The organism is Kribbella sp. NBC_00482 (assembly GCF_036013725.1).
Lineage (GTDB): Bacteria > Actinomycetota > Actinomycetes > Propionibacteriales > Kribbellaceae > Kribbella.
In genome coordinates this window covers 1,708,532-1,723,303 of sequence record NZ_CP107881.1, presented here as the reverse complement: position 1 = coordinate 1,723,303, position 14,772 = coordinate 1,708,532, and the positions used below count along the sequence as shown (strand labels likewise).

14 protein-coding genes are annotated in these 14,772 nt (G+C 68.5%); 6 read left to right on the top strand and 8 right to left on the bottom strand.

What is annotated here, in order from left to right; all coding sequences use genetic code 11:
• Window positions 1–57 precede the first annotated feature (57 nt).
• The 4 genes from OHB24_RS08675 to OHB24_RS08660 are packed head-to-tail and all read right to left on the bottom strand — an operon-like array spanning window position 58 to window position 3,198.
• Window positions 58–681 carry a CDP-alcohol phosphatidyltransferase family protein gene (locus tag OHB24_RS08675; RefSeq protein WP_327638430.1) on the bottom strand — a complete coding sequence of 208 codons (624 nt, stop codon included), beginning with the start codon at window positions 679–681 and terminating at the stop codon, window positions 58–60.
• Window positions 681–2,006, bottom strand: coding sequence for an FtsX-like permease family protein (locus OHB24_RS08670; RefSeq protein ID WP_327638429.1), 1,326 nt, complete (start codon window positions 2,004–2,006; stop codon window positions 681–683). The genes OHB24_RS08675 and OHB24_RS08670 overlap by 1 nt, the downstream gene beginning before the upstream one ends.
• The gene (locus OHB24_RS08665; RefSeq protein ID WP_327638428.1) at window positions 2,006–2,680 is read right to left on the bottom strand and encodes an ABC transporter ATP-binding protein; all 675 of its coding nucleotides are present in this window, start codon (window positions 2,678–2,680) and stop codon (window positions 2,006–2,008) included. Before OHB24_RS08665 ends, OHB24_RS08670 begins: the two co-directional genes overlap by 1 nt.
• The gene (locus OHB24_RS08660; protein WP_327638427.1) at window positions 2,680–3,198 is read right to left on the bottom strand and encodes a PadR family transcriptional regulator; all 519 of its coding nucleotides are present in this window, start codon (window positions 3,196–3,198) and stop codon (window positions 2,680–2,682) included. Before OHB24_RS08660 ends, OHB24_RS08665 begins: the two co-directional genes overlap by 1 nt.
• A gap of 112 nt (window positions 3,199–3,310) precedes the next feature.
• Here OHB24_RS08660 and purS point away from each other — a divergent pair, with 112 nt between their 5' ends.
• The 4 genes from purS to purL are packed head-to-tail and all read left to right on the top strand — an operon-like array spanning window position 3,311 to window position 8,544.
• Window positions 3,311–3,559, top strand: coding sequence for a phosphoribosylformylglycinamidine synthase subunit PurS (gene purS / locus OHB24_RS08655; RefSeq protein WP_131283676.1), 249 nt, complete (start codon window positions 3,311–3,313; stop codon window positions 3,557–3,559).
• The gene (gene purQ / locus OHB24_RS08650) at window positions 3,556–4,224 is read left to right on the top strand and encodes a phosphoribosylformylglycinamidine synthase subunit PurQ (protein ID WP_327638426.1); all 669 of its coding nucleotides are present in this window, start codon (window positions 3,556–3,558) and stop codon (window positions 4,222–4,224) included. Before purS ends, purQ begins: the two co-directional genes overlap by 4 nt.
• The gene (locus OHB24_RS08645) at window positions 4,224–6,269 is read left to right on the top strand and encodes a hypothetical protein (protein ID WP_327638425.1); all 2,046 of its coding nucleotides are present in this window, start codon (window positions 4,224–4,226) and stop codon (window positions 6,267–6,269) included. Before purQ ends, OHB24_RS08645 begins: the two co-directional genes overlap by 1 nt.
• Window position 6,270: 1 nt before the next feature.
• Window positions 6,271–8,544, top strand: a complete 2,274-nt coding sequence (gene purL, locus OHB24_RS08640) for a phosphoribosylformylglycinamidine synthase subunit PurL (protein WP_327638424.1) — start codon at window positions 6,271–6,273, stop codon at window positions 8,542–8,544.
• Between the two features lie 33 nt (window positions 8,545–8,577).
• On the opposite strand, the gene OHB24_RS08635 is transcribed toward purL, so the two are convergent.
• Window positions 8,578–9,210, bottom strand: coding sequence for a hypothetical protein (locus OHB24_RS08635; protein ID WP_327638423.1), 633 nt, complete (start codon window positions 9,208–9,210; stop codon window positions 8,578–8,580).
• 197 nt (window positions 9,211–9,407) lie between these two features.
• On the opposite strand from OHB24_RS08635, the gene OHB24_RS08630 reads away from it, so the two are divergent.
• Window positions 9,408–9,890 (top strand): DUF1707 SHOCT-like domain-containing protein, encoded by a 483-nt coding sequence (locus tag OHB24_RS08630; protein WP_327638422.1) that lies wholly within the window; start codon window positions 9,408–9,410, stop codon window positions 9,888–9,890.
• On the opposite strand, the gene OHB24_RS08625 is transcribed toward OHB24_RS08630, so the two are convergent.
• Window positions 9,879–10,850: a LacI family DNA-binding transcriptional regulator gene (locus tag OHB24_RS08625; RefSeq protein ID WP_327638421.1), complete on the bottom strand. Its 972-nt coding sequence runs from the start codon at window positions 10,848–10,850 to the stop codon at window positions 9,879–9,881. The genes OHB24_RS08630 and OHB24_RS08625 overlap by 12 nt on opposite strands.
• Before the next feature lie 169 nt (window positions 10,851–11,019).
• Between OHB24_RS08625 and OHB24_RS08620 the strand changes: the two genes are divergently transcribed.
• Window positions 11,020–13,335, top strand: a complete 2,316-nt coding sequence (locus tag OHB24_RS08620; RefSeq protein ID WP_327638420.1) for a beta-L-arabinofuranosidase domain-containing protein — start codon at window positions 11,020–11,022, stop codon at window positions 13,333–13,335.
• On the opposite strand, the gene OHB24_RS08615 is transcribed toward OHB24_RS08620, so the two are convergent.
• Window positions 13,328–14,158, bottom strand: a complete 831-nt coding sequence (locus OHB24_RS08615) for a hypothetical protein (RefSeq protein ID WP_327638419.1) — start codon at window positions 14,156–14,158, stop codon at window positions 13,328–13,330. The genes OHB24_RS08620 and OHB24_RS08615 overlap by 8 nt on opposite strands.
• A complete protein-coding gene (locus OHB24_RS08610) occupies window positions 14,145–14,738 on the bottom strand; it encodes an RNA polymerase sigma factor (protein WP_327638418.1) in 594 nt (197 codons plus the stop codon). Before OHB24_RS08610 ends, OHB24_RS08615 begins: the two co-directional genes overlap by 14 nt.
• Between the last annotated feature and the right edge of the window lie 34 nt (window positions 14,739–14,772).

Here is a 14,772-nt window from a genome sequence, read left to right as displayed (position 1 = left end):
ACGGCCACCGCCAGGGATCTAGGCCCCGGTTGGGGGAGGGACCAGGGTCACATCGGGTCATGATCGTGGCTCTCCCGGGGCGGCGGCGCGGCGTCCGCAGAGGATCTCGACCAGCCGGTAGGACGAGACGACCTTGACCGCCAGGGCCGCGATCGCGACGGCGTACGGCAGCCAATCGGCACCGGTCTGGCCCGCGACGACCAGCGAGACCACCACGGCGCCCGTGTTCATCGCCTTGGCCGGCTTGGACCAGTTCCAGACGTAGATCGGCCGGTCCACCTTGTAGAAGTAGTTCGGGCTGAGCATCCACGGCCAGAGCAGGAACGAGAACGTCAGCATGGTGTCCAGTACGCCGAACTGCACCAGGTAGAGCGCCAGCGGGCCGATCGTGTCCGGGTATGTCGCCATGAACGCGGCCGCCAGCAGGAAGGAGCAGGCCCGGTCGCAGACGATGTCGAACACCGCACCGGACAGCGACTCCTCGTTCCGGCGGCGAGCCACCCAGCCGTCGAGGCTGTCGCCGAACCAGTAGGAGACGTACCCGATCACCAGCCACAGCAGATCGCCGGTGCTGAACGCGTACGTGGCGAGCGCCATCGCGATCACGGTCCGGATCAGCGTGATCCGGTTCGGTACGCCGAGCAGCAACGCGGGTCGGACCGCCAAAGGTGTCGAGGTCATCAGGCCGCCCTTAGGTTCTCGGGATCGAGTGCGTCCCGCAGTTGGTTGCGAAGCAGGAAACCGGCGGCGGCGCCGCCGAGGTGACCGAGGAGCCAGCCCGCGATCGTCAGGATCGCCGCGAGCAGCAGCGTTCCCGGATCGAACGGCCCGACCGCGCCGCCGCCTACTCGGTTGATGCCGATCACGGTGCCGAACAGCAGGCCGGCGGCCAGCGCAGGAGCCGCGACGACGGTCAGCTGACGGCGAATGACTCGGCGGAGGAACGGCAGGTCCACACCCAGCGCGGTCAGGCTGGCGAACTGACGGCGCTGGTCGACCAGCTGGTCCGCGACGCCGACGATCAGCGCGGCCAGCGCGGTCAGGGCAACCAGGACGAGTCCGGCGATCGTCAGTCCGAAACCGGTGCTGTAGAAAGCAGTACTGCCGCCCAGCTCTGCGTCGTCCTGGACGGCGGCGATCCCGTTGGCCAGGGTGCCGACGAGGAAGCCGCAGCAGCCCAGCAGCATGCAGATCCGGGAGGCGGGCCGGGAGTCGGTCACCAGCCGGAGGCCGGTGAGCAGGTTGGCGGGGTCGCCGGACCGCTGCAGCCGCCGCCCTAACCCGCGAATCCAGACTCCGGAGGTGCTCAGGAAGAAGAGCGCCAGGCCGGCGAGCAGGATCGTGGAGCCCACGTAGCCCATGTACGGCGAGGCGAGCAGGCCGAGCGCGATCAGTACCGGTCCAGCGATGATGCCGGTACGACGCTGCGCCGCGGACTGTGGTTGCCGCGAAACGGGCCCGTCTCGGTGCAGGAGGCTTCCGATCACCGCACCGGCTGCCGTCATCATCACCACGACAGGAATCCACAGCACCGCGTCCAACACCTCTGCGCCGGGTAGGACCCGGGCCATCCGCGGCAGTGCGCCGAACACCAGGCTGAGGACCAGGTAGGCAGGCCCAGCGAGCAGTCCACCGGCCAGACCGGCAATGGCTGCGTCGGTGACGGTCAGCTGGCGTAGCTGCTTCTGGGAAGCACCTGCCAGCCGTAGCGCAGCCAGTCGCCGTTCGCGGGCCGCCGTACCCAGTCGTAAGGCTTGGACCGCCAGGCCTCCGGTGAGCGCGGCCAGGATGATCAGGATCGCGATCAGCCCGGAGCGGAGGCCGCTCTCGGCGATGTAGTTGCTGTAGACAAGGTTGCTCAGCTCTCCCTTGCCTAGGCGAGCGATGCGCAGTGCGCCGAGCAGGAGGGCTCCGCTGAGTGCCAGTGCTGCAGTGGCGAGCTGGACCCGGCTGCGGTCGGCCGGTGTCCGTGAGCGCGCCAGCTGTATCAGTGTCTCGAGCGTCATCAGAGCGACACCTCGTGCTGGATCAGACCGTCGCGCAGCCGGATCTCGCGGTCAGCTGACGCTGCCACCAGGTTGTCGTGGGTCACCATCAGCAGAGCAGCACCGCGGTAGCGGGCAGCTTCCAGTAGTACGTCGAGGAGCTCCTGACCGGCCCGACTGTCCAGACTGCCGGTGGGCTCGTCTGCGAGTAGTACGGACGGACCGGTGACCAGTGCGCGCGCTACCGCAGCACGCTGCGTCTGGCCGCCGGACAGCTCGCCCGGAACCGCATCGGCGTCGTCGGCGATGCCCACCTGGTCCAGCCAGTTCATTGCGGCCTTGTGTGCCTCACCGCGCTCATGGCCACCCAGCAGGAGCGGGAGCGCCACGTTGTCGACCAGTGGGAGGTCCGGCACCAGTTGACCGAACTGCAGCACGATGCCGACCTTCGTACGCCGGAGCGCCGCGCGCTGCTCCTCCGGGAGAGCGGCCAGGTCCTGGCCGTCCACCTGCACGGCACCGGCGTCCGGAGTGAGGATGCCCGCCGCGCAGTGCAGCAGCGTCGACTTGCCGCATCCGCTCGCACCGGTCACCGCGACGACTTCGCCCGGCTTGAGCTGCAGGCTGACACCACGGAGAGCCGTGTTCCGCCGGTAGGCGTACTCGATTCGGTCCAGTTCCAGAGCAGCGTTCATCAGCGAGTCCCCCTCTGCTCGGAGATGCGGTCCATTGCGCCGTCCAGCCAGCGCAGATCAGCGTCCAGATGAGCCACGATGTACTCGCGCACCAGTGGCGAGGTCGGGTCGTTGTCGGCCGGGGTCTCCCGGAGCTCACGGATCCGGCGCAGGTGGCTCGCGCGCTGGCGGGCGAGGAATCCCGCCGCGTCGCCTCCGGTCCGGATCGCCGCCACGAGCTTCCGCAGTACCTCGTCGGCGCTTCCCCAGGCCGGCGGCACCGGGTCGTTGAGCCAGTCGGTCAGGTGGTCGCGGCCCTTGCTCGTCAGCGCGTAGACCGTCCGGTCCGGTCCGCCGCCGGAGGTCTTGTCGACCACCTCGACCAGTCCGTCGCGCTCCAGTCGCCCGAGCGTCGTGTACACCTGTCCGAAGGCGAGCGGCCGGCTGTCCGGGAACCAGGCGTCATGGCCCCGCTTCACGTCGTACCCGTGCGCCGGGCCGGCGGACAGCAGCCCGAGGACGAGCTCAGCAGTGGCCATGACCGGAACTATACATCGTGTGTATATACTGAGTGAATAGTCCAGGATGCGGCAATCCTCGCCGCGGTCGGTAGGATTCAGCCGTCACCCCGCAACGAACCTGGAGTAGTCAGTGGCTCGCGTTGTCGTCGACGTCATGCTCAAGCCCGAGATCCTCGACCCGCAGGGCAAGGCGGTGCACGGCGCGTTCGGCCGGCTCGGCTTCGACGGCGTGGCCGACGTCCGGCAGGGAAAGCGCTTCGAGATCACCCTGGACGGTGAGGCGACCGAGGAGCGGGTCGCCGAGATCCGGAAGGCCGCCGACACGCTGCTGGCCAACCCGGTGATCGAGGACTACACGCTGCACGTGGAGAACCAGTGAAGATCGGGGTCGTCACCTTCCCGGGCTCGCTGGACGACGCCGACGCCCGCCGCGCGGCCGCGGTGGCCGGCGCCGAGGCGGTCGCGCTCTGGCACGGTGACGAGGACCTGCACGGCGTGGACGCGGTCGTCCTGCCCGGCGGCTTCTCGTACGGCGACTACCTGCGCGCCGGTGCCATCTCCCGGTTCGCGCCGGTGATGGAGACCATCATCAAGCGGGCCGGCGAGGGGATGCCGGTGCTCGGCATCTGCAACGGCTTCCAGGTGCTGTGCGAGTCGCACCTGCTGCCCGGCGCGCTGATCAAGAACCACCACCGCAAGTTCGTCTGCAAGGACCAGACGCTGCGGATCGAGAACAACAGCACCGCGTGGACCAGCGACTACGACGCGAACCACGAGATCACCATCGTGCTGAAGAACCAGGACGGTTCGTTCGTCGCCGACGAGGCGACGCTGGACCGGCTGGAGGGTGAGGGCCGCGTGGTGGCCCGCTATCTGGGCAACCCGAACGGCTCGTACCGCGACATCGCCGGCATCACGAACGAGCGCGGCAACGTGGTCGGTCTGATGCCGCACCCGGAGCACGCCGTCGAGACACTCACCGGCCCGACCACGGACGGCCTGGGCTTCTTCACCTCGGTGCTGAAGGCCGTCGTCGCCTCCTGATGAGGTTTACCGGACTGGTCCGCGCCATCTTGTTGACGGCGGCGGTCCTGCTCCTGGGCAGCGGTACGGCGGTCGCGCAGCCTACCGGTCTGTTCGCGAAGGTCGTGGTCATCGGCGTACCCGGACTCACCTGGAACGACGTGAAGGCGTCGCCGGAGCTGACCGCGCTGGTGAACCAGTCGCACGTGGGCTCGATCTCGGTGAAGACGGCCGGCCCGCACACCTGCCCCATCGACGGGTGGCTGACGATCAGCGCCGGCACCCGTGCCTGGGGGAGTGTTGCCGACCAGTCGTGCGGTGAGCTGCCCGCGGTGACCAACGGCAAGGTGAACGACTGGCAGACGTACGTCGACCGCCAGGCGGAGCACCACACGGGCGCACCGATCGGCCGCCTCGGCCAGACCGGGTACCCCATCTGCGGCTTCGGGCCGGGCGCTGCGATCGCTCTGGCCCGGACGGACGGCTCTGTGGCCAACTGGCAGGCCGAGTTCGACCCCTCCCAGCTGGCGAAGCCGGACTGCGGCGACGCGATCGTCGACGCCGGTGCGCTGCCGCCACGTGAAGGACGGGCCGAGGCACGCCAGAAGGTCGCTCAGCTGGTCACGCAGGCCCGTGCGGCCGGCGGCTGGGTCCTGCTGGTCGGTGTCAGCCAGGAGCTCGCGAACGCGCACCAGGAGTCGCTGGTCGCCATGCAGTTGCCCCCGGACAACGGTCCGCGCTGGCTGACGAGTGACAGCACCCGCCGTCCGGGACTCATCCAGCTCACCGACGTGACCGCGACCATCCTCAAGGAGAGGACTCCCGCGAACGTCGACCCGGCGGGGTCCGCCGACGCCGGGCCGCTGGACGGCAACGAGATCCACTTCACCGGAGACCGTCACACCGACGCGGCGGCCGTCATCGAGGACCGGCTGGACGCCAACCAACGGTTCGAGCAGCCACGGCCGATGCTGTTCGCGGTGTCGCTGACGATCGTCGCGGCCGAGGTGCTCGCGCTGCTCTGGTTCTGGTTCCGGCGCTCGCCCGCGTCCCGACGTACCGCGGTGTTCACGTTGCTGATGCAGGGCGGGTTCTACCTAGCGGTCTTCCTGTCCACACTGACCGTCTGGTGGCGCTGGCCGTCGCCCGGTTTCTCCTTGTACTGCGTGATTATCGGGATCAGTGCGCTGGCTGCTTTGGCGGCACAGGTTGTGCTGAAGAAGTACGCGTACCTCGGACTCGCGATAGCGGCGTACCTGATCCTGCTGGTCGACGGCGTGCTCGGTACGCCGCTGCAGGTCGGCAGCATGTTTGCCGACGGGCCTGTGATCGGCGGACGGTTCTACGGCTTCGGGAACTCCACCTTCGCGACGCTGGCGGTCGGAGCACTCGTCGCTGCGGGCTTCGCGGCGCAGAAGCTCATCAGCAAGAGCAGGGTGCAGGCTGCGATCGCAGTACTGGTCGTCGGCGGTGCTGCGATCGTTGTGGACGGCAGGCCGGGCTGGGGGACGGACTTCGGCGGCATCATCGCGCTGACCCCGGCTGTCCTGCTCATGGCCTGGCTGACGTGGCGCGGGAGCATTTCATTGCGCGCACTGATCGGTGTCGGCGTGGCCGGCGTACTGACTGTGTCTGCGGTCGCCTTCCTCGACTACCTGCGTCCACCGGACGAGCGCAGTCACTTCGGCGCGTTCGTCGCCCGCCTCCTCGAGGGCGACGTCAGCGACGTACTGATCCGCAAGCTGGAGATGGCCGTGCAGTTCTTCAGCGGGCCGGCCGGCTGGGCCATGCTCATCGCGGTCATCCTCTGCATGCTGGGCACGCTCCTGCCGCACCGCGTGCCGTCCGCGTCGTACCGCACCTTCTACGACAGCTCCCCGATGGTTCGCCCGACGCTGCTGGCGCTCTCCACCTGCGGCCTCGTCGGCATGCTCCTCAACGACGCCGGCGTCGCCCTCCCCGCCATCATGATCGGCTTCGCCCTCCCTTTGCTGGTGGCCCATCTGATGGTTTCCGGCCGGCCCGCTACCGTTTTACCTGAGTCCCACCTAGTGCAGGAGTCCTAACGTGTCCCCGGAATCCCACGCTGACACCGTCAGCAACGCCACCAACACGCCTGAGGTCGAGCAGCCTTGGGCTGAGCTCGGGCTGAAACCGGACGAGTACCAGCGGATCCGGGACATCCTCGAGCGGCGCCCGACCAGCTGTGAGCTGGCGATGTACTCGGTGATGTGGAGCGAGCACTGCTCGTACAAGTCGTCCAAGGTGCACCTGAAGCGCTTCGGCGAGATTCCGCAGGAGACTCCGGCCGGGAAGATGCTGGCCGGGATCGGTGAGAACGCCGGCGTCATCGACATCGGCGAGGGGTACGCCGTCACGTTCAAGGTCGAGTCGCACAACCACCCGTCGTACGTCGAGCCGTACCAGGGTGCGGCGACCGGGGTCGGCGGCATCGTCCGCGACATCATCGCGATGGGCGCCCGCCCGGTCGCGGTCATGGACCCGCTGCGTTTCGGCCCGCTGGACGCCCCGGACACCAAGCGCGTGCTGCCGGGGATCGTGTCCGGCGTCGGCGGTTACGGGAACAGCCTCGGCCTACCGAACATCGGCGGCGAGGTCGTCTTCGACCCGACGTACCTGGGCAACCCGCTGGTGAACGCGCTCTGCATCGGCGTGATGCGGCACGAGGACCTGCACCTCGCGAACGCGACCGGCGTCGGCAACCAGATGATCCTGTACGGCGCCAAGACGGGCGGCGACGGTATCGGCGGAGTGTCCGTGCTGGCGTCGGAGACCTTCGCGGAGGGCGGCCCGACCAAGCGTCCGGCGGTCCAGGTCGGCGACCCGTTCATGGAGAAGCTGCTGATCGAGTGCACGCTCGAGCTGTTCGCCGCGCACGTCGTCGAGGGCATCCAGGACCTGGGTGGCGGCGGCCTGTCCTGTGCGACCTCCGAGCTCGCCAGCGCGGGCGACGGTGGCATGCGGGTGTCGCTGGACAAGGTGCCGCTGCGGGATGCCTCGCTGTCGCCCGAAGAGATCCTGATGAGCGAGTCGCAGGAACGCATGATGGCCTGCGTCACCCCGGAGAACGTCGAGGCGTTCCTGAAGATCTGCGAGAAGTGGGACGTCCAGGCCGATGTGATCGGTGAGGTGACCGACACCGGACGGCTGGAGATCGACTGGCACGGCGAGCGGGTCGTCGACGTACTGCCGGAGACCGTCGCGCACGAAGGTCCGGTCTACAACCGCCCGTACGAGCGGCCGTCCTGGCAGGACGAACTGCAGGCGGACGGCGCCGAGAAGTTGCCGCGGGCAAGCAGTGGCGCGGAGCTTCGGGACACGCTGCTGAAGCTGGTCGCCTCGCCGAACCTCTGCGACAAGTCGTGGGTGACGGACCAGTACGACCGGTACGTGCTCGGCAACTCGGTGCTCGCGCAGCCCGAGGACAGCGGGATGATCCGGGTCGACGAGACCAGCGGCCTCGGCGTCGCGGTGTCGACCGACTGCAACGGCCGGTTCGCCAAGCTCGACCCGTACACCGGCGCCAAGCTCGCGCTCGCCGAGTCGTTCCGGAACGTCGCGACCACCGGCGCCCGCCCGGTCGCGGTCACCGACTGCCTGAACTTCGGCTCGCCGGAGGACCCGGCGGTGATGTGGCAGTTCACCGAGGCGATCCGCGGCCTGGTCGACGGGTGCAAGGAGCTCGGCATCCCGGTCACCGGTGGGAACGTGTCGTTCTACAACCAGACCGGCGAGACTGCGATCCTGCCGACCCCGGTGGTCGGTGTGCTCGGCGTGATCGACGACGTCACCCGCCGTACGCCGATCGGGTTCACGGCCGAGATGGAGGGCCACCAGCTGTACCTGCTCGGTGAGACCGAGGAGGAGCTGTCGGGGTCCGAGTGGGCGCACGTCGTCCACGGTCACCTCGGTGGGCGGCCGCCGGCGGTGGACCTGGCGGCGGAGCAGCAGCTGGCCGACATCCTGATCAACGCGTCCCGCGACGGGCTGATCGACGCGGCGCACGACATCAGCGACGGCGGCGTCGCCCAGACGTTGGTCGAGTCCGCGCTGCGTGGCGGCGTCGGCGCGCGGGTCTGGGCTCCGGACGGGCTCGACCCGTTCCTGTTCCTGTTCGCGGAGTCGGCCGGCCGCGCGGTCGTCGCCGTACCGCGGACCGAGGAGGTGCGGTTCACCGACATGTGCACCGCCCGCCGCTTCCCGCACGCGAAGATCGGCGTCATCACCGGCGACACCCTCGACGTCCAGGACCAGTTCGAGCTCCCGCTCACGGAACTCCGCGAGGCCTGGACGGCAACCCTCCCGTCCGTCCTCAACTGACCGGCGTGTGACCCGGGCGCTGCTGTGCCCGGGTCAGCCGACCAGCGCCACCCGCTGGGTCGCCTCGGTCAGTACCTTGTTGAGTCCGGCCTGGTCCTGGGGACGACCGGCGACCGTGATCTCGATGTACGCGCGGCGGCCGTTCTCGTAGGTGTCGACGAAGCGGGTGGCGATCCACCGCTGACCGCGGGCGCCGTCGCGGTAGGTGTAGGTGATCTGCGTGTAGGCGACGCGCGGGCCGTCCCAGCCGACCTTGGACGGCGTGCTGCCGTTGCCGCGGTACACCATCTTGAAACCGGTGACGCCGTGCAGCGCGTGGACCCGCTGGTCGGCGGCGCGGCTCGTGCTGACCTTGCCACCGAGGCCGCCGTTGACGCGCAGCATCCATGTGTTCGAGCTGTCGGTGAACTTCGCCTGCTCCCGGCTGAGCTGGGTGAACTTCCAGCCCGTCGGCGCGTACGCCGCGACGTTGCAGTGGCTCCCGCGGCCCCAGCACTTGTAGCTGAAGTGCAGGTTCGCCGGCTTGAGTGCGGGCTTGGCGTGCGCGGTGACGGCAGCGGTCCGGGCCGGGACGGCGGCGTCGCTCGGCGCAATCCCGAGGACCAGCCCGGCGGCGCCGATGATCGCGGCGGCGGCCAGAACGCGAGCGGTGAGGGTCTTCTTCATGGTGTCTTCTCCAGCGTCAAGGGGGCTCCGTGCGGCCCGTCGAGATCAGAGATGACTTGATGCCGCCGCGGCGTTGAGCGCGGATCGTGTGATCAGCGTCTCCGCCGGACCCGGCAACGAAGTACGCGGATGCAGCGTCGGAAGACGCCTTCCGGCGCGTCTGGCACACTCGGAGGGACGAGTGTGAGGTGAGGCGGATGGCGGAGCGGCGACCGGTGAAGCCGTCCGATCTGGTGGGGATGGCTGCGGCTGCGGGGCAGGAAGCCCGGGTCGTGGCGGCTCGGCGGCGGATGGCCACGATTCGGCTGACCGACGAGGACCGGCGGGTTGTCGCGGACGAGTTGGCCGAGCAGTTCGCGATCGGGCGGTTGGACGAGGCGGAGCTGCATCGGCGGGTCGATGTCCTGAACATCGCGGTGATGCACGGGGAGCTGGAGCCTGCGCTGGCCGGCTTGCCGGTGTCCTCGTTGTATGCGCCGGCGGCGCGGAAGCCGGGGAAGTGGCGGTGGGCGGCGTTTGCCGGGGCTGTGTGGCTGGCGGTTCCGTTCGTGCTGGCCGGGTTGTTGTTGCTGATGTTCGGGCGGGAGATCGCGGCGGCGATCTTCGGCGTACCGGCGGTCGTTTGGGTCGCCTACGCGTACCGGTGGGCCTCCAAGCCGGGGCGGGAGTCAGGTTCCTAGCGTCGACTCGCGCGTGATCAGCTGCGTTGGGAGTTCCAGTACGCCGTGGTGCGACTTGCCGGCGATTGCTTCCAAGAGGAGCGTGGCGGCGCGGCGGCCGAGGTCTTCCAGGCGGAGGTCGACGCTGGTGAGCGGCGGGCGGCTGGCGAGCGCCATCACGGGCCAGTTGTCGTAGCCGGTGACCGCGATGTCCTCGGGTACCGAGTGGCCGAGTTCGCGGAGGCGATCGCAGACGCCCCGGGCGATCTGGTCGCTGCCGCAGGTGATCGCGTCCGGGTTCTGACGCAGTACCAGATCGGTGGCTTGGCGGCCCCAGCGTTCGCTCCAATCGCCGTAGAGCGGCTCGATACACAAGGCAGCCGCGACAGCTTCAGCACGTTCTGCTGCGGAGCGGTGGTGAGCCGGGCCGGTGATGTGGGCGATCCGGGTCCGGCCGAGGCCGTGGAGATGGGCGATTGTCGCGGCGGCCCCGGCTGCGTCGTCGACGATCACCGACGCATCGGTCGGGTCGGTCGAGGCGGCGAGAGCGTAGACGACCGGCAGCGGTACGTCGATGCGTGCCCGCGGCTCGGTCCGTCGGCCGGCGACGACGATGCCGTCGACGCCGCGCGCGACGAGGGAACGCAGGTAGGTCTGCTCGCGCAGCGGGTCGTCGCGGGTGTCGCAGAGGACAGTCGCCAGCTCACCCGCGCTGAGCACGTCCTCCACGCCGCGCATGATCGGGATGCTGAAGCGGCCCGAGCTGTCGGTGGTCAGCAGCGCCACGGTGTACGTGCGGCCGGACGAGAGCGCACGACCACGGGCGTCTGGTGTGAACCCGAGCGTCGCCGCGGCCCGGCGTACCCGATCTCGGGTCTCCTGGCTCAGCTGGCCGGTGTTGCTGAGGGCCTTCGATGCGGTCCCCGCGGACACCCCGGCGAGCGCCGCGACATCCACCATCCGCACGCCTGGCCTCTTCATTCCTGTTTCCTTCCGATCGTTCGGCGAAGCGTACCAGGAGTGCAGTGGAGACCTTGCTGACCTGCGCATTGACCTTGACCGATGCGACCTGTAGTCCTACGTTGTCAACGACGGAAAACGTGTGCGGTTTTTCCGCTTCTGACACCCGAGAGGCCCGACAACCATGGCTATGCCTGAACCTGCCGGTCGCGGCGGGCACTACGTCCCGCAGCGCGCCCCGCTCCGGCCGGTGCCGTTCCAGAAGCTCCCGCCCGGTGCGATCGAGCCACGCGGCTGGCTCGCGCAGCAACTCGAGCTGCAGGTCGACGGGCTCTGCGGCCGGTACGACGAGATCTCGGACTTCCTGGTGTACGAGACCAACGGCTGGGTCGACCCGGCGCTGGGAGCCTGGGAGGAGTTGCCCTACTGGCTCCGTGGCTTCGGTGACCTCGGCTACGTCACCGGCGACAGCGGCGTACTGACCCGGACACAGCGGTGGATGGACGGGATCCTCGCGACGCAGGCCGCCGACGGGTGGTTCGGTCCGGAGCGATTGCGGACCTCCCTGGAGAACGGTCCTGATTTCTGGCCGGGTATGCCGCTGCTGGCCGCGTTCCGGTCCTGGTACGAGTACTCCGGTGACGAGCGGGTCATTCCGTTCATGACGAAGTACCTGCGGTTCCAGAACACGCAGCCGCCGGAGGTGTTCAACCGGTCGTGGGGTGCGTTCCGCTGGGGCGACAACATCGACAGTGCGTACTGGCTCTACAACCGCACCGGAGAGCAGTGGCTGCTCGACCTGGTGACGAAGATGCACAGCGGGTCCGCGGACTACGTCAACGGCATTCCTAACTGGCACAACGTCAACCTGGCGCAGGGATTCCGGGAGCCGCTGCAGTACTGGCTGCTGTCCGGAGACGCCAAGCACCGGGACGCGACGTACCGGAACTATGCGACGGTCATGGGGTTGTACGGCCAGTTCCCGGGTGGCGGGTTCGCGGGGGACGAGAACTCGCGGCCCGGGTTCGGTGACCCGCGACAGGGGTTCGAGACGTGCGGGATCGTCGAGCTGATGCACAGCTGCGAGCTGCTCACGCGCTTCACCGGTGACGTCGCGTGGACGGACAGGTGTGAGGAGCTGGCGTTCAACTCGCTGCCGGCGTCGTACGACCCGCAGCAGCAGGTCATGCACTACATCACCTGTGCCAACAGCGTGCAACTCGACGACCGGCCGAAGCACGGGCAGTTCCAGAACCCGTTCCCGATGCAGTCCTACAAGTACGGTGTACACCAGTACCGCTGCTGCCCGCACAACTACGGCATGGGCTGGCCGTACTACGTGCAGGAGCTCTGGCTGGCCACGACGGACAACGGTCTCGCTGCGTCGATGTACGCCGCCAGCAAGGTCACCGCGACGGTCGGAGCAGGTGAGACGGTCAGTGTCGTCCAGGACACGGAGTACCCGTTCTCTGACACCATCACGTTCACTGTGCAGACGCAGCGACCGGTCCGCTTCCCCTTCTATCTAAGGCGTCCCGGCTGGGCGACTGACGCCTCGGTGAAGGTCAACGGACAGCAGGTGCAGACGTCTGGTGACTGGATGAAGCTGGACCGCACCTGGCACACAGGTGATCGCGTCGCGCTCACGCTGCCGATGCGCACCACGACGCGGGTGTGGGACGACAACCAGCACTCGGTGTCCGTCGACCGCGGCCCGTTGACCTACTCGCTGCAGATCGACGAACGCTACGAGCGCATCGGCGGCACTGACGAGTGGCCGGAGCTCTCGGTCTACCCGGAATCGCCGTGGAACTACGGTCTGGTCGCCGACGCGTCGTTCGACGTCGTACGACGGGAAGCGGGCGACAACCCGTTCACCACGGATGGTGTGCCGCTCGCACTGACCACACTTGCCCGGCGGATCCCGCAGTGGGAAACAGACACCGAGGACGTGGTCGGACTGCTCCAGCCGGGGCCTATGCAGTCAAACGAACCCGTGGAGACCGTCACCCTCATCCCGATGGGTGCGGCCAGGCTGCGGGTCACGTCGTTCCCACAGGTCGCTGCAGACGGCAAGGAGTGGAGTTACCGCACCAGGATCACCGCGTCCCACGTCAACGACGGTGACTCACTCGAGGCGCCTGACTCCGGACGTACGCCGGAATCCTCCGCAGACACGTCGATTCCGCGCTTCACCTGGTGGGACCGCCGCGGTACGACGGAATGGATCGAATACGACCTGCGCTCGGTACGGGAGCTGTCGGAGATCTCGGCGTACTGGTTCGACGACACCGGCTCCGGTCAGTGTCGTGTCCCGCAGTCCTGGCAGGTGCTGTGGCTGGACGGTGAGACGTGGCGGCCGGTCCAGAACACCACGCCGTACGACGTGGCGGTGGACCGGCTCAACACGACTACGTTCACACCGGTGCGGACGCAGTACGTCCGGGTGGAGGCCGTACTGCGTCCGACGTACTCCGGAGGCTTGCTGCAGCTCGTGGTTACTTGACCGGTGTCGGGCTGACGTACAGGGAGACCATGCCCTCTGCGTACGTCGACGCGTCGTCGACGTACCAGTTGCCGGGCGGAGACTTCACCGGCTCGTGGTTGGGGCCGTCGCTGGTCAGGTACTCGATCTCGCGGACACCGCGGGACCTGACCAGCGGCAGCACCTGGTCGACGGTCTTGTTCTTCACCGTCAGCCCGGCCAGCACCTCGCCCTTGTCCGTCGCCGACGAGGAGGTGTGGACGTAGAGCTCGCCCTGCTTCGCCACGCGGCCGAACTGGATCTCGGACTTGCCGTCGTAGTTCTTCGGCAGCTCGACACCCTCCTGGCAGCCCGGGTCCGAGGCGTTCAGGGTGCCGTTGCACTGCTCACCCGGTTCCAGGATCTTGAGCTGGCTCATGTCCTTGTCGTTGCGGCCGCTGAAGCTGATCATCTTGCCGACCCACGGCGGGCTGACCGGGACGCTCAGGACCGTCACGTCCAGGCCCATCTTCTTGAACTCGGCGTTGTAGCGCTTCGGGTCCGCGTTCGGGTCGACGACGCGCACGATCAGCTTGTCGCCGCGCTCGGTGAACGACAGGGCCTGCGGCTGGTTCTGGTCGGGGCGGTTGACCACGGTCGCCGCGACCACACCGCCGATCAGCAACGTGCAGGCGGCGGCCAGCACGAGCCGTCGCGGCGAGCGGCGTAGCGGCCGTACTACCGGAGACGATTCGTCTGTGGTCACAGCGTCCGCAAGCTCGCTCCAGGCGTTGTCCGAGACGCTGTCGGTGGACTGGTGCGGGTTGAGGCCGCGGACCGCGGCGTCGATGTCAGGCGTCTTCATGGGAAACCCCTTCTTTCAGGGTGGACTCAGTGCTGAGAGCGACCACGGTGCGGTTCGCGAGTGGGGCGGTGAGCAACTTGGCGAACCGCTTACGGGCACGGTGCAGCCTGATGCGTACGGCGTTGCGCGAGATGCCGAGGACTGTGGCTATCTGGCCTGTGTCGAGCTCCTCCCACGCGACCAGCGACAGCAGCTCCCGGTCCTGCTCAGGCAGTGCTCGGAAGGCACGTGCCGCGGGGGTGGTGTCGTCCAGCAGTGGGTGCACCGGGTCGGCGTCGCTGAGTTCGCCACGCAGCTTGGTCGCCAGTGCGTGCCGGCGGCCCTCACCGCGGCGGTGGTTGGCGAGCACCCGGCGCGCTACGCCGTACAGCCATGGTCTGGTCTGTGGGTCGAGCGGTACGTCGTCCAGCCGGCGCCAGGCGACCAGGAACGTGTCGGCGAGCAGGTCGGCCGCGTCGTGGCCGCTGTCGGTCCGGCGGCGCAGGTACCCGAGCACCGCCTCCCGATGCGTCGCGAAGACCTGCTCGAACCGCTCCCGGCGCGCGTTTGGTGGTGGGTCGTGCACGACTCCCTCACTCACCGGCCCACTCCGAGCCTCGATCGGTATCAGCGTC

Coding starts and splice junctions, on each gene's coding strand:
- OHB24_RS08675 (WP_327638430.1), bottom strand. CDS start 681: ATGACCTCGACACCTTTGGCGGTCCGACCCGCGTTGCTGCTCGGCGTA.
- OHB24_RS08670 (WP_327638429.1), bottom strand. CDS start 2,006: ATGACGCTCGAGACACTGATACAGCTGGCGCGCTCACGGACACCGGCC.
- OHB24_RS08665 (WP_327638428.1), bottom strand. CDS start 2,680: ATGAACGCTGCTCTGGAACTGGACCGAATCGAGTACGCCTACCGGCGG.
- OHB24_RS08660 (WP_327638427.1), bottom strand. CDS start 3,198: ATGGCCACTGCTGAGCTCGTCCTCGGGCTGCTGTCCGCCGGCCCGGCG.
- OHB24_RS08645 (WP_327638425.1), top strand. CDS start 4,224: ATGAGGTTTACCGGACTGGTCCGCGCCATCTTGTTGACGGCGGCGGTC.
- OHB24_RS08635 (WP_327638423.1), bottom strand. CDS start 9,210: ATGAAGAAGACCCTCACCGCTCGCGTTCTGGCCGCCGCCGCGATCATC.
- OHB24_RS08630 (WP_327638422.1), top strand. CDS start 9,408: ATGGCGGAGCGGCGACCGGTGAAGCCGTCCGATCTGGTGGGGATGGCT.
- OHB24_RS08625 (WP_327638421.1), bottom strand. CDS start 10,850: ATGAAGAGGCCAGGCGTGCGGATGGTGGATGTCGCGGCGCTCGCCGGG.
- OHB24_RS08620 (WP_327638420.1), top strand. CDS start 11,020: ATGCCTGAACCTGCCGGTCGCGGCGGGCACTACGTCCCGCAGCGCGCC.
- OHB24_RS08615 (WP_327638419.1), bottom strand. CDS start 14,158: ATGAAGACGCCTGACATCGACGCCGCGGTCCGCGGCCTCAACCCGCAC.